The organism is Ruminococcus sp. (assembly GCF_016283395.1).
Map to the genome: position 1 here is coordinate 14157 of NZ_JAEEMU010000053.1, position 14718 is coordinate 28874.

At 43.3% G+C, this 14718-nt stretch carries 11 protein-coding genes; 9 read left to right on the forward strand and 2 right to left on the reverse strand.

The window, feature by feature from the left end; all coding sequences use genetic code 11:
- The first annotated feature begins 84 nt into the window (after positions 1-84).
- The 3 genes from QZZ41_RS13820 to QZZ41_RS13830 all read left to right on the forward strand — a co-directional run bounded on the left by QZZ41_RS13820 (position 85) and on the right by QZZ41_RS13830 (position 6524).
- Entirely contained in the window at positions 85-4254 is a 4170-nt protein-coding gene (locus tag QZZ41_RS13820) for a glycoside hydrolase family 11 protein (protein ID WP_295073367.1), read from the forward strand.
- 243 nt (positions 4255-4497) lie between these two features.
- A complete protein-coding gene (locus QZZ41_RS13825) occupies positions 4498-4983 on the forward strand; it encodes an RNA polymerase sigma factor (RefSeq protein ID WP_295073370.1) in 486 nt (161 codons plus the stop codon).
- Positions 4984-5018: 35 nt separating this feature from the next.
- Positions 5019-6524: a hypothetical protein gene (locus QZZ41_RS13830; protein ID WP_295073373.1), complete on the forward strand. Its 1506-nt coding sequence runs from the start codon at positions 5019-5021 to the stop codon at positions 6522-6524.
- 36 nt (positions 6525-6560) lie between these two features.
- Here the strand turns inward: QZZ41_RS13830 and QZZ41_RS13835 are convergent, their stop codons facing one another.
- Positions 6561-7421, reverse strand: coding sequence for an AraC family transcriptional regulator (locus tag QZZ41_RS13835; RefSeq protein WP_295073374.1), 861 nt, complete (start codon positions 7419-7421; stop codon positions 6561-6563).
- Positions 7422-7696: 275 nt separating this feature from the next.
- Positions 7697-9277, reverse strand: a complete 1581-nt coding sequence (locus tag QZZ41_RS13840) for an SPFH domain-containing protein (RefSeq protein ID WP_295073377.1) — start codon at positions 9275-9277, stop codon at positions 7697-7699.
- 536 nt (positions 9278-9813) lie between these two features.
- Between QZZ41_RS13840 and QZZ41_RS13845 the strand changes: the two genes are divergently transcribed.
- From QZZ41_RS13845 to QZZ41_RS13870, 6 genes are all read left to right on the forward strand, one after another.
- A complete protein-coding gene (locus QZZ41_RS13845; RefSeq protein WP_295073380.1) occupies positions 9814-11019 on the forward strand; it encodes an RtcB family protein in 1206 nt (401 codons plus the stop codon).
- A 129-nt stretch (positions 11020-11148) separates the two neighbouring features.
- A complete protein-coding gene (locus tag QZZ41_RS13850) occupies positions 11149-11592 on the forward strand; it encodes a GNAT family N-acetyltransferase (protein WP_295073383.1) in 444 nt (147 codons plus the stop codon).
- A 12-nt stretch (positions 11593-11604) separates the two neighbouring features.
- The gene (locus QZZ41_RS13855; protein WP_175460940.1) at positions 11605-11772 is read left to right on the forward strand and encodes a hypothetical protein; all 168 of its coding nucleotides are present in this window, start codon (positions 11605-11607) and stop codon (positions 11770-11772) included.
- Positions 11773-11862: 90 nt separating this feature from the next.
- Positions 11863-12948: a hypothetical protein gene (locus QZZ41_RS13860; protein ID WP_295073387.1), complete on the forward strand. Its 1086-nt coding sequence runs from the start codon at positions 11863-11865 to the stop codon at positions 12946-12948.
- Positions 12949-13125: 177 nt separating this feature from the next.
- Positions 13126-13599 carry a sigma-70 family RNA polymerase sigma factor gene (locus QZZ41_RS13865; protein WP_295073390.1) on the forward strand — a complete coding sequence of 158 codons (474 nt, stop codon included), beginning with the start codon at positions 13126-13128 and terminating at the stop codon, positions 13597-13599.
- Between the two features lie 32 nt (positions 13600-13631).
- On the forward strand, positions 13632-14717 hold the full coding sequence (locus QZZ41_RS13870) for a hypothetical protein (RefSeq protein ID WP_295073393.1): 1086 nt from the start codon (positions 13632-13634) through the stop codon (positions 14715-14717).
- Position 14718: the final 1 nt, after the last annotated feature.

Consider the following 14718-nt stretch of genomic DNA (forward strand, 5'->3'; position numbering starts at 1 on the left):
CAGACTGGTGTTTTTGTGCTTTTCCTTAGTTAAGACGAAAAGATATCATTTATTATTACGAAATGAAAGTGAGGAATGATCGACATGAAAAAGAGCAACTTCAAAAGATTTGTCAGCGCAGGCATTACTGCACTGATGGTTGCTTCAAGTATCCCTGCTGTTCCTGCTGTAGTAGCAAATGCTGCTGACGCCCAGCAGAGAGGCAATATCGGCGGATACGACTACGAAATGTGGAACCAGAACAGTCAGGGTCAGGTTTCAATGCAGCCGGGCGCAGGATCATTTACCTGCTCATGGAGCAACATTGAAAACTTCCTTGCACGTATGGGCAAGAACTATGACAGCAAAAAGCAGAATTACAAGAGCATAGGTAAGGACATTACTCTTACTTATGATGTTGAGTACACTCCAAGAGGAAATTCGTATATGTGTGTATACGGATGGACAAGAAATCCTCTTATGGAATATTACATCGTAGAAGGCTGGGGCGACTGGAGACCACCCGGAAACGATGGTGAAAACAAGGGCACAGTATCACTTGACGGAAATACTTACGATATTCGTAAGACAATGCGTTACAACCAGCCGTCACTTGATGGTACAGCTACATTCCCACAGTACTGGAGTGTACGTAAGTCAAGCGGTTCGGCTAACAACCAGACAAACTACATGAAGGGTACTATCCACGTTGGCAGACACTTTGACGCATGGTCAAAGTCAGGTCTTGATATGTCAGGTACACTTTATGAGGTTTCACTCAATATCGAAGGTTACAGATCAAACGGATCTGCTAATGTAAAGAGCGTAAGAGTTTACGAGAACGGAATCGACGGCGATACAGGTGAGACAGGTACAACAACACCAGTACAGACTGTAAAGGCTGACGATAACGGCAATTACTTCACAAGTACATTCGAGAGTGGCAAGGACAACTGGTCAGGCAGAGGCGATGCAACAGTAGCAACTGATTCAAGCGACTACTATGACGGCAGCAAGTCACTCTATGTTTCAGGCAGAGGACAGGAATGGAACGGCTGCGCTATCACACTTGATTCAAGTGCATTTGTTCCCGGTCAGACATACAGCTTCAGTACAGCAGTACTTCAGAAGTCAGGCAGCACAGTAACAATGCAGATGTCACTTCAGCAGGGCGACGGCAACGGTGCTTCATATACAAGCATTGCAACAGCTGACGCTAAGAGCGGCGAGTGGACAAAGCTTGAAAACACAAAATTCACTATCCCTGATAATTCAGGCGATATGATCCTTTATGTCGAGACACCTCAGGATTCTGGTGATCTTTGCGACTTCTACATTGACGCAGTTCAGGTATCTGAGTCAGGCAAGGCTTCATCTGTTAAGACAGGCGGCGGTACAGTAAGCGCAAGCTCAACACCTACACCTACACCTGGCGGTGAAAGCGGTACTTCAGCACCTGTATCATCAGGCGAAGGCGTTGCAGCACATCAGAACATGGATTACACCTACAAGAAGGGCGGAGACGGCTTCAAGGATCATGCAGGTCCGTTATTCAGACTCGGTACTTCTGTAAGTGCAAACGAGATCAATACATCACAGGGACAGAATTTCATCAAGCAGCACTACAACTCAGTAACCTGTGAGAATGAAATGAAGCCTGATTCTATCGTAGCTGGTGTAAGCGGCGATAATGTAAATATCAGCCTCAGAAATGCAGATCCTATTCTTAAGTTCGCTCAGCAGAACGGCATCGGCGTTCGTGGTCATACCTTCGTATGGTACAGCCAGACTCCAAACTCACTGTTCCAGGAGAACGGCAGAGATGTATCTGCTGACAGAATGAACAAGCGTCTTGAGAGCATGATAAAGAATACATTTGCTGCTATCAAGCAGAATTATCCTAACCTCAAGCTCCATTCCTACGATGTATGTAACGAGCTCTTCGTTAATGACGGCGGTGGAATGAGACCAGCAAGCAACTCAGGTTGGGTAAGAGTATACGGTAACGACAGCTTCGTTATCAATGCATTCAAGTATGCAAGACAGTATGCTCCTTCAACAACAAAGCTTTACCTCAACGACTATAACGAGTACATGTCTGCAAAGACAAACGATCTCTACAACATGGCTAAGAAGGTAATGGCTGAGGGCGACTACATCGATGGTATCGGTATGCAGTCACACCTTGACTCAAGATATCCTTCAGCAAGTGAGTACGAAACAGCTATCAAGAAGTTTGAGAGCCTCGGACTTGACGTTCAGGTAACAGAGCTTGATATCACAAACAGCACAGGTTCAAATGATAAGCTTTATCCTCAGATCTTTGAGGTTATCTGTAAGCACGCAAAGAACATCTCATGCGTAACTCTCTGGGGTACAACCGATGAGAGAAGCTGGAGATATCGTGAAAACGGTGGTTCACCACTTCCATTCAACAACTATCAGCCTAAGTCATTCTACAATGACATTATCAAGATAATGGATAAGTATGCTGATGAAATGGAGAAGACAACCACTACAACAACTACCACAACTACAACCACACAGCCTGCAACAACTACTACAACTGTAGATCCTAAGGTTGCACTCGAGGCTAAGGTTTCTAAGTGGGGCGATGCTAATAAGGACGGCACAGTTGATATGGGCGACGTAGTTCTTATTATGCAGTCACTTGCAAATCCAAACAAGTATGCGCTTACTGATGCACAGGCTGCAAACGCTGACGTAAATCAGGCAGGCGGCGGTGTTACAACAAGCGATGCTCTCACAATCCAGAAGTTCCTCTTAGGACTTGTTAAGTCACTTCCTGAGAGCTATTCAGAGAGCATAACAAATCCTCCTGTTGTAACTACTACAACTAAGAAGGCTACAACTACAACAACTACTAAGGTTGTTACAACTACAACAACAAAGGCTCCTACAATAAGCGGAGAGAAGTTCAGCGTTGGTAATGGCAAGAACCAGTACAAGGGCACAAGCGATGGCTACAGCTACGAGATCTGGCTTGACAATACAGGCGGAAGCGGTTCAATGACTCTCGGCAGCGGCGGTACATTCAACACAGAGTGGAGCGCACAGGTAAGCTCAGGTAACTTCCTCGCTCGTCGCGGTATGGACTTTGACCGTACAAAGAAGGCTACAGACTGCGGTAAGATCGTAATGGATTACGCAGCTGACTATTCAGCAAGCTCACAGGGTAACTCAAGACTCTGCGTATACGGCTGGATGACAGATCCTCTCGTAGAGTACTACATCATTGAGGACTGGGTAAACTGGCGTCCAACAGCTCAGGGCGGCAGCAAGACTGTAACAATCGACGGTGCTGAGTATGAGATATTCACACTCGATCACTATGGTCCTACAATCCTTGACAATCAGTCAAGAAACTTCAAGCAGTACTTCAGCGTTCGTAAGTCTAAGAGAACATCAGGTACTATCACAGTATCAGATCACTTCAAGGCTTGGGCAGACGCAGGTTGGAATATCGGTAACCTCACAGAAGTTGCACTCAACGTAGAAGGTTGGGAGAGCAGCGGTAAGGCTAACGTATCAAAGCTCACACTTAACGTAACAGGCGGCAGCAGCACAGGTCAGACAGGTCAGACAGGACAGACAGGTCAGACAGGTACTACACCTACAGTTGATAAGTCAAAGAAACTCTGCGCTATCTCATTCGATGATGGTGCATCAGCTCAGAGCAAGAGCGATCCTGGATACAGAATCATTGATGCTCTTGTTAAGAACAATATGACAGCTACATTCTTCAACGTAGGCAGCTGGATCAAGACAAATGAGCAGATCAAGTATGAGTATGAAAAAGGCATGGAAGTTGCTAACCACACTCAGACTCATCCACACCTCGGTCAGCTTGGTTCAGGTCAGATCAGAAGTGAGTGGGAGCAGTGCAACAGCAAGCTCAAGAGCATCATCGGCACTGAGCCTTCACACCTTATGAGATTACCTTATCTTGAGAGCAACGGTACAGTTCAGTCAGCACTCTATGACGTTCCGCTCATCAGCTGTGCAATCGATACAAAGGACTGGAACAATGCTTCAACAAATGATATCGTAAATACAATCAAGCAGGCTGCACAGAACGGTTCACTTGAAGGTGCTATCGTACTTTGCCACGAGAACTATGCTACAACAGCAGCAGCTATGGAACAGGTTCTTCCATGGCTCGCACAGAATGGTTACCAGAACGTAAGCATCTCTGAAATGGCTAAGGCTCACGGCAAGACACTTGCAGGCGGTCAGGTTCATACAAGAGCTTAATTAATGCTAATGTATTAAAATTATGTGCCGATCACAGAATCGGTGGTCGGCACATCTTAATTAAGATTTCTCCAAATTTTAATATCCCCTGAAAGGCAGTCGGTTTCCATCGGCTGTCTTTTCATTTTTTATTTGGATATGAAAAAAGCGCGAAGCTGCACCATTTGATTTTATTTTTCATATATGCTATAATTCAATGTGACCATTTTGATTTTCGGTGCGTGTTTATAGTGAAAGGAGCTGATGATATTGCTTAATAACGGCTGCGCTCGCGAGGCGGTCGAGAAATACGGCGATATGCTGTACAGAATATGTCTCGTTATGCTAAAAAATACTGCCGATGCAGAGGACGCTGTGCAGGAAACATTTATAAAACTTGTGCAGAGACCAACTGCATTTGACAGTGCAGATCATGAAAAAGCATGGCTCATCACTGTAGCCACAAATAAATGCCGCGATATGCTGAGGTATCGTAAAAGACATAAAACAGAAAGCGAAGAGCTTTTACAAGGATATTTCATCGAGAATAACGACAGCGGGATACTTGAAGCTTTGTCGGAGCTTGATGAAAAATACAGGATCATCCTTGTACTCTATTATGTTGAGGACTATAAAATAGATCAGATATCCGAAATTACCGGGATAAGTGTTTCGGCAGTAAAAATGCGCCTTTCGAGGGGAAGAAAGCTGCTGAAAGAAAAATACCGAAAGGAGTATGTTGTAGCATGACAAATAATTTGAAAAATGAATTGGAGAAAATCAAAATGTCTAAAGATACAAAAGAAAGAATAATCGCTGCGTGTGAAAACTCAGTGAGAAATAGATCCATAAGCAAAACAGATAATGACGAATATACAGATCATGTATTCACAGCCGAGAGAATCAAGCCTAAAAATCGTCTCCTGCGCAGTATAAGTGCTGTTGCAGCCTGTGCAGTTATTGCAGGCGGTATAGGTACAACAGGTTATCTGCTCAACAGAAACGGAAGCGTACCTGCTACAGAGACGGAGACTACAGAGCCGGTTGAAGAAAATAAAACTGAGATTACTCCGTTCGGAGATTTCAGTACCTTTGACTTTGATGTTTACAGAGGTGCTAAAAGAGAAAAAATAGAGATCAACACTGAAACAAAGGATAATATCGCTGTTTTCCTTAATAATTTCAATTGGGGCGAGGAAGTGCCTCTTGATGATGTTCCTGTGGAAAAAATTGAAAAAGAAGATTTCGATGTATATTCTTTTGAATGGAAGAAAGATGGTATATCATATGCTTTGGCAATTGTTGATATTGGATTTGCTATGTCAGCTCAGTATTCAATTCCGGATGCTGAGAATGGTATCCCTGAGGTTGAAAATGGTAAGAGCCGCCGTATTAATTATGAAGCCTTTGATAGGGGAATGAAGGCTATAATCGGCACCGAAATTGACGATAATACTATAACTCCCGTATTATGTGAAAAGTCGCCGTTTACTGATCTGCTCGCTACGGATTATGAGATCTCACCTTATACCCTTGAGTACGAAATTCCTGCACAGGAAAAGCGAGATCAGCTTGCAGAACTCTTTGAGTCTCAGACATGGTATGAATTTGACGGTACTGTTAATTATTACGGCTGGCCTGTACATCCAAACAGAAATAATCTGACGATCAAGTATACCGAGGGTACGACTGTAAGCTATATTTCAGCTGATTTCCGAAATACAGCCTGCATTTACAGTGCAACATATGACGGAGATACCTTAGTTGATGATGACTGGAGATTCTATAAGTGTGAGGATATGAACTTCGGTGTAAAGATCTGTGATATGTTTGGAACGATTATCCCAGACGATTTCCGCTATCCTGAAGATGAGCCCGTTGAACTTGAAGAAGAGGCTGACGCTCCGTTATCTTCTGTTTTGGAGGACCTTAGAAATACGGACAATGATATTACTTTAAACAAGTATGTGAATTATAATTGGGAAAAAGAGAAGCTTACTGACGAGCAGATCGACAAGCTGAAGCAGTATTTTGAGACACATGAGCTGAAGAACGAGGATCTTGTACCTGATATGTGGAAAGGATTCGGTTCTCAGGAATTCTGCGAGTCATTCGGAAATAACTTCATAATGATATGGGGGGATAACACATTTAAGGATCTGGACTTTTCAGATGACAGACAGTTTATTGCAATACATTTCGACTCTGGAAATGCCCATGGATATGATACAAAGATATATAAGCTCCATGATGCAGATCAGTTAGAGTTCCTTTATGATATCTTAGGATAAAATAAAAACCGCACATCATAACGATGTGCGGTTTCTTTATCTAAGTGCATATAGTTTTTTGAAGTCTGTGGGTGTACAGTGTTTTATCTCCTTGAAGATACGGTTGAATGTGGTCAGACTCTTGAAGCCCGAACGCATAGCAACGTCTGTGATCGGTATGCCGGGATCAAGGAGAAGAAGCTCGGCAGCCTTTGTACGTCTTGCGTTTATGTACTGCAAATACGACATTGAATTATACTGCTTGAAGATACGTGAGAAGTGGTATTTGCTGTAGCCTGCAACATCGGCAAGCTGGTCAAGCGTGATATCGTACATATAGTTATTGTCGATATACTTGAGGACAGTACCGAACTTTTCACTGTATTCGTCTATCTTATCGTCATCACAGTCCATAACGATCTTCTGCTGTTCAAGCTGGTACTCGCGAAGAGCCATAAACAATTCGATCACCTTAACGTATATCTTTACATCAGCCAGTTCTGAATTTGAGGTATACAGCGAAAGTATATCGAGCATTGTCTTTTTGGCGAGTACATGGAGCTCTTTGTCCATATCCATATTAATGAGCACAGGTGAATTCAGAGAGCGCATAACAGGTTCAAGGGCAGATATCTCGCCGAGGATACTGTTATCGCACTGGAAGATTATACGTCTTCCCGGAATAGCAGGCATACCGTGAAGCTCGCCCGGTGGAACGATGAGAACATCGTTTTCGGGGATCTTGTAGTCAATGCCGTTTACCCTTACCGTATACTCATTTTTCAGCGGCATAATAAACTCAACAGCATTATGCCAGTGAACAGGATATTCTTCGTTCTGAACATTGTCATAGAGCATGGCATATTTTTTTGTGTCATACTCGACTGTCTCAAAGTCTCCTGAAAGATGTTTTATCATTTTAAATACCCCCCCTCTGACATTAATAGTGCAGAGGCTTGTGACCAAATATTGCTATCGTTGGTCGTTGCTTATTCAATAATTCTAATACCATTATAATCTATATGACGACTTTTGTAAATGGTTTTTGTGCAACTTTGTGAAAACTATACAAAGCGACTAATCAAATTTTGCGCAATATGGAAGTACCAATTACAGATGAATTACAAATGGGTAACAAAAAATCCCCCTGATGACCGCATATCATCAGGGGGATAAGGTTTTTGCTAAAATTGTTACGATTCAGGTGAGTTATCGTCGTCTGTATCAAACTCAGTATAGTACTGATAATCGTCAGAGTCAGAAGCATCATCCTGTGTATCTCTGTTTTCTTCGTAGCTGTATACGTATTCGTCAGCGTTATCAGAGCTTTCAGACTCGTCAGCAGCTGTTGTTGCAGCCTTCTTGCCTCCGAGGAAACCAGCCAGCAGATCTCTGAGGTCAACGCCTGTTGCAGCTGAGAGACCATCAGTTACCTTAGTGGTAGAACCAATGATATCACCAACCAGCTTGCTGGAGTTTCCGTCGCCGTACATTGTGATCTTGTCAACCTGTGACAGAGGTGTAGCAGCATTCTTAACGACCTCAGGCAGAGCCTTGAAGTACATTTCGAGGATAGCAGCTTCACCGTATTTTTTCATAGCCTCAGCCTTAGCGTTGATACCTTCAGCCTCAGCAAGTCCCTTTGCACGGATAGCGTCAGCCTCTGCCTTACCTACGGCAGCGATACCTTCAGCTTCCTGCATCTTAGCGAACTTCTGAGCTTCAGCCTCAGCCTTCTGAGCCTCAGCCTCCTGCTCACGCTGGAAACGATCTGCCTCAGCTTCTTTCTTGAGCTGATAGAGCTTTGCGTCAGCTTCCTGCTGTGCCTTATAGCGGTCAGCTTCAGCCTTTTTCTTGATCTGAGCTTCGAGAGCCTTTTCAGTTACCTCAGCCTCGCGAGCCTTGAGTTCTACGTCCTTTTCGGAAGCAGCGATGTTAGCGTTAGCCTTTGATACCTCAATGGACTTACGCTGTTCCTCGCGCTGGATCTCATAAGCTGCATCAGCGATAGCGAGCTGTGTATCAGCTTCTTTTTTGAGCTCAGCCTGACGGATAGCGAGTTCGTTGTTTTTCTGAGCGATCTCGGTCTCTGCAAGTATCTTAGCGTCATTAGCTTCTTTCTTAGCCTGAGCCTTGGCGATCTCGATCTCCTTTTCGGACTCAGCACGTGCGATAGCAGCCTTCTTCTGGATCTTTGTGGTGTTGTCGATACCGAGATTTTCGATAAGGTTCTGGTCGTCGGTAAAGTTCTGAACGTTGAAGGAAACTATCTCAAGACCCATTCTGTTGAGGTCCGGAGCAGCGTTTTCCTGAACTTTTTCAGCGAATGCCTTACGGTCATTGACCATAGCCTCAAGGGACATCTGACCAACGATCTCACGCATATTACCTTCGAGAACCTCTCTTGCAACCTTTGCAACGTAAGCGGTATCCTTGTTAAGGAAGTTTTCAGCACCCAGCTTTATGAGAGTCGGGTCACTGCTTACCTTTACGTTAACGTTAGCGTCAACATTGATGTTGATATAGTCTGCTGTAGGAACAGCACTTGAAGTCTTTACGTCAACAGCTATGAGCTGGAGCTTCAGCTTGTCGACACGCTCAAAGAAAGGTATACGAATGCTCGCCTTACCGATTATGATCTTTTTTCTCAGACCTGAGATGATATAAGCGGTATCCGGGGGAGCCTTTATGTAACCAGTGAAAATAATTATAAGAAGAAGGATAATACCTACTGCGGCGGGAAGAACAACTCCCCAGTTAACATCATCGAACATATAAACCTCCATATCACGATGCTGTGCTTATGCGGAGCACATAAATTATTAACAGCAGTTGACTCGTTTCAACTGCATGACATAATTATATATTATTTTTGCTTTTATGTCAATAGGCGACAAAAAATACGCTTCGTATAGATGATATATGTGTTTTGTGCATAATGAACAGAAGATATGTTTGAGTCAATAAGTTCATATGAACCTATTGAATAGTTCTGAGAACTTTAAGTGTGATTTTTAGGCAATTTTTATCCTCTTCGGCTAATTATTACAGTTTGGTTACAGTTTTTTATACGGCTTGACTTTAAAAACTTTGACTATTATAATAAATCCATATTCTATGAAAGGACGGTGAACACCATGACCATATTTACAAAAAATTATCAGATGTCAGAATTTAATATCACAACAGAAAAGCATGGAGTTTGCCCGAAGTGTTCAGCCATGTGCTGAGCTTTTGCGTATAAAGAGCATTATGCACTCCTGCGGGAGTGCTTTTTTTATGCGCTCGGGCGGGCTCGGAAAGGAAAATTATGATCGTTTTAAACGGAAAATACAATTCAGCCAAGGTCTTTACGGAAGTGATCGAACAGGACGCTGTTTCACAGATCATAGCATTTTGTAGCCAGCCCATGAGTGCAGGTTCACAGATCAGGATAATGCCTGATGTCCATGCAGGTGCAGGCTGCACTATCGGTACTACCATGACTATCACGGATAAGGTGATACCTAATCTTGTGGGAGTGGATATCGGCTGCGGAATGGAGACAGTAAGACTAAAGGAGAAGCATATCGAATTGCAGAAGTTGGACAAGCTTATCTACGAGAAGATACCTTCGGGATTTTCAATCAGAGAAAAGCCTCACCGCTACTGCGAGAGGATAGACCTTACGGAGCTTTACTGCTACAAGCATATTGATCCGCTTCGTGCTGAAAAGAGCATCGGTACTTTGGGCGGCGGAAATCACTTTATCGAAGCAGATAAGGGCGAGGACGGCAGTATTTATATCGTTATCCACTCAGGCTCACGTCATCTCGGTGTGGAGGTGGCAAAATACTACCAGAATGAAGCCTACAGACGGCTCAATAAAAGCTCCGATAAGGAGGTCAGTGAGCTTATCGCGCGACTGAAAGCCGAGGGTAAGCAGAAGCAGATACAGTCGGAGCTTAAAAAGCTGGAAAACACAAAAACCACAGATATCCCCAAGCACCTTGCATACTGTGAGGGAGAGCTCTTCAATCAGTATATCCACGATATGAAAATAGTTCAGCAGTTCGCAATGCTCAGCCGTCAGGCTATGATGGACGAGATCATCAAGGGTATGCATCTGCACGTTACTGAGCAGTTCACGACAATACATAATTATATTGATACCGATACTATGATACTCAGAAAGGGAGCTGTTTCGGCAGCGGCAGGCGAGAAACTGCTCATACCTATCAATATGCGTGACGGAAGTCTCATCTGCACAGGCAAGGGCAATCCCGACTGGAACTGCTCCGCGCCACATGGTGCAGGAAGGCTTATGTCTCGTTCACAGGCAAAGCAGAGCTTTACAGTGTCTGAGTTCAAGAAGCAGATGGACGGTATCTACACTACATCTGTAAATGCGCAGACTCTGGACGAGTGTCCTATGGCTTATAAGTCAATGGAAGATATCGTGGATAATATCGGCGATACTGTGGAGATAAACGAGATCATCAAGCCTGTCTATAACTTCAAGGCAGGCGAGGAGTAAATATAAATTCAGCTTGGCTGAATTTGTATCAAGTTGAGAGTTCAGAGTGAAGAGTTGAGAGTTAAAGTGTTCGTTTCATTCAAATTATAACTCTCAACTCTCAATTCTAAACTGATTTAAAGGTGAAAAATGGAAATATATACAATGACAAATACCCATGAAAAATGGGAGAGTGTTGCGGCTTTTGCCGAGAAATGCTCATGGGGAGCAGGAAAGAACCTCGCAAAGCTTATGTGCAAAGACTTTTTCAAGAACTGGGAGCGCGTATTTGCTGCCTTTGAAAATGACGAGCCTGTGGGCTTCTGCACTCTTACCGAAAAGGACGAGCTTGCTCCTGAATATCCCTATTCGCCGCTCATAGGCTTCGTGTTCGTTGACGAGGCTCACAGAGGCAAGAGGATATCGGAGAAAATGATAAAGGCAGTTCTTGAGTACGCAAAAACTATCGGATATGACAAGGTGTATGTCATGAGCGGCGAAAAGGGACTGTATGAAAAGTACGGTTTCAGCTATATGGGCGACTTTGAGTCAATATATGGCGGTAAAGATCAGCTGTTCGTGATATCACTGTGAATGGAGGAAATAATGGATAAATTTGTGTCTTATGACAAAATGAGCAAAAAGGAGAAAAAGAAGATAGACTCCGCAAAGCGCGGCAGCTGGAACGGAGTTGACCCTGCTACAAAAACGGTGGATACTGACAAAAGACGCTACAGGCGCAAGCCGAAACACCCAGAGAACTTTGATGAATGATATTCTTGATTTTTTACGTTAAAAATGATACAATATTGTTTAAGAGAGGTTTTTGTCAAATAAAGCCGAATAAAACATAAGAGGTGTATCATGTCAGACGAACCTATTTATCATCCTATCAGTTGTGAAGAATTTTATCCGCTTACCCAAGATGAATATAATTTTGTGCGTAAGAAGAAAAACAAAAGAGTTCCTGTATTTCTTGCGTTAGGAGCAGGCATAATTGTTTTAGCGGCAATTCTTGCGTTCATTTACAGCGAAAGTACCAGTGGCTTTTTCACTGGCTTTACGTATGGTCTTATTTTTGGCGGAGTACTTCTTGGCATAGGTATATATAAGCTTCTGGATACTCCTATTGGCGGACGATACGGTACCATAGTATCATGTCATACCGTTGAAGAGACTACAGGTTCGGGTGATGATCGGTCAACAACGATATACTATCATTTTATTGTAAAGCTTGATGATACGGGTATCATACTCAAGGATTTTGTGGGCACTATGCACAGCAAAACAATCCGGACGGGTTCAAAGGTTTTGGTAGTAAAAAACAAGAACAGCTATCCTGATGTTTTTCTTGCTGATAGTCTTATTGAATCAGGAGTATATTCTCCGCCGCCTGATGAGACTAAAGAGTTTCAGGAATTGGTGCGCGAGCACGGAGGCAGAGTTTCAAATATTGACGATCTTGAATTTTATGACCTGTCAGATGAAGATATTCAGTCTGTAAAATACTTCAGAAAGAGATACTACAGAGGTGTGCTGATAGTGTTTGCCGTAGCTGCTGTTTTTATGATACTTTTTGAATTACTTTTCAACAGGTACATACAGATCACTTTTGCTACGCTGGTATTTATATTTGGCATATTTGCTGCATCAGTAGGTATTATCGGTGTATTGATATGGATATATCTTATGAAGTATATTGATAAAGAATATTCTGCAAGGCACGTTATCATAAGGAATATGAGAACGGAAAGTGTTATGAACTTAGCGGGCGACAGTCATCAGGAGGTCTTTTATACCTTTGAGACAACGGATACGCAGGAGTTACTGAACGAGATGACACTTGATGATATGGGAGCTTTAGTAAAAAGTATAGGTACTGAGGTCCTGCTATTAAAAGATAAAAAGGGAAGATACAGTATATTTAATCTTATGTCGATCTTATCATGATTGACAAACTCATGGTAAGATGATACAATAAAATATGTTTGGAAACTGCGGCAATAATATCCAAATTAGTGCCGCAGTTTTTGTGCAGGCGTACAAAGATGAGGCTTTGGAGGAAAAAGTGAGCCTTTTGGCGACATTTATATTACAGAAGCTTATCGACGGAAGGAAGTGAGACTGTTGATAGAGCCTGAACATTGCACGCTGATAATCGAGAAATACTATCGGGAAATATTCAGCTACTGCTACGCAAAGCTCGGATACAGTCATCATTCCGCAGAGGACTGCACACAGGAGGTCTTTGTGGTCTTTTTCTCAAAGCATGAAAGGCTTGACGAAACGGATAATATAAGGCTGTGGCTCTACAGAACGGCAGATAACGTCATAAAGACATTCGTGCGGAAAAGTCCACCGTCTGCTGTGAGTATCGAGGACAGTCCCGAGGCAATGAATATCGCTGACAGCGGCGGATTTACGGAAGTATCCGACAGTCCGCTGGACATTCTGGAACCGGAAGAAAGGCAGCTTCTGGAGGTATATTACGACAGCGATTACGGACAACGTACAGAGGCGGCAAAAAAACTGGGGATATCACTTCCTGCATTGTACAGGAAGGTGCATAAGATAAAGAAAAAACTTCGTGCCGCAGAATGAATAATGTCTACCATAAACAAGGAGTGATAATATTGAAAGATAAACTGATCTCCGATAAGCTTTCGGATAATCAGATGCTTGAAGACCTTCAGAGGCTTCTTGATGAGGAGCTTTCAAAGCCGTTAGAGGAGCGTGATCTTGATGCCATTAAGGAAATCACCGATGCTGTTATCAGTATTAATGACGAAGAAGTTCCGAAGCCTGTTTCTGCGGACAAAGTCCTCGGAGAAGTCAGTGCAAGGAGAAAACGCGGACGGATCATACAGCTGCGCAAATGGACAGCTATCCTCGCAGCCTGCTTTGTCATCTGCATCGCAGCAAACATCTACACCATCAACACCTTCGGCGCAAACGTCGTCGAGACAGTAATGAAGATAGCAAAATCAGGCTTCAGCGTTGACCTTAACGAACTGAGAGACATTGAAGCTGATGATCCTATAACAACTACCGCACCGCCTATGCCTACAACAGGCACATATATGCAGACCGGAACATTGGCAACGACAACGGAAACGACAACAACTGCTATTGAGACATGGGCAGCAGGTACTTATGGCATTACTACGGTACCTATGGCGACACAGACTACTGCGGCTCAGCCGTCATCATCAGGCGGTTCTGCAACAGTTCCGATGCCGGGCAGTTCAGGTACTGTTGACAGCATTATTGAGAACTGTGACTACTATTCAAGAGATATTGCAAGAGAGATACTTACGAAGTGTGAGGAGCACGATATCTATCCGTGCTATCCCGAAACTCTGCCATATCTCCTCGAAGATCTGACACTTGACGAATATCACTTTGAGCAGATGAATGACTCGAAGGATATGTACTTTACATTTACTGACGGCAGCAATTCTCTTGATATCATAATCGAGGAGTATGTATCTGCCGACCGTATGCCCGATGTGCTCATACCAAGTGATGAATACGAATATGAGACATTCAGGAACGATCACCTGAAAGGTATCGTTATTGATGAAGGCTATGGCACTACCATAGTATTCGTAAAGGATAATACAGTTTATACTCTTCATGGCACGGGATTCTACAGAAATGTATGGGCAGAAGCTGCAATGGGCTTTGTTCCGTATCCCTCGGAATTCATAAAAAAGTGAG

Coding starts and splice junctions, on each gene's coding strand:
- QZZ41_RS13830 (WP_295073373.1), top strand. CDS start 5,019: ATGTCTAAAGATACAAAAGAAAGAATAATCGCTGCGTGTGAAAACTCA.
- QZZ41_RS13850 (WP_295073383.1), top strand. CDS start 11,149: ATGGAAATATATACAATGACAAATACCCATGAAAAATGGGAGAGTGTT.
- QZZ41_RS13855 (WP_175460940.1), top strand. CDS start 11,605: ATGGATAAATTTGTGTCTTATGACAAAATGAGCAAAAAGGAGAAAAAG.
- QZZ41_RS13840 (WP_295073377.1), bottom strand. CDS start 9,277: ATGTTCGATGATGTTAACTGGGGAGTTGTTCTTCCCGCCGCAGTAGGT.
- QZZ41_RS13825 (WP_295073370.1), top strand. CDS start 4,498: ATGATATTGCTTAATAACGGCTGCGCTCGCGAGGCGGTCGAGAAATAC.
- QZZ41_RS13860 (WP_295073387.1), top strand. CDS start 11,863: ATGTCAGACGAACCTATTTATCATCCTATCAGTTGTGAAGAATTTTAT.
- QZZ41_RS13835 (WP_295073374.1), bottom strand. CDS start 7,421: ATGATAAAACATCTTTCAGGAGACTTTGAGACAGTCGAGTATGACACA.
- QZZ41_RS13845 (WP_295073380.1), top strand. CDS start 9,814: ATGATCGTTTTAAACGGAAAATACAATTCAGCCAAGGTCTTTACGGAA.
- QZZ41_RS13820 (WP_295073367.1), top strand. CDS start 85: ATGAAAAAGAGCAACTTCAAAAGATTTGTCAGCGCAGGCATTACTGCA.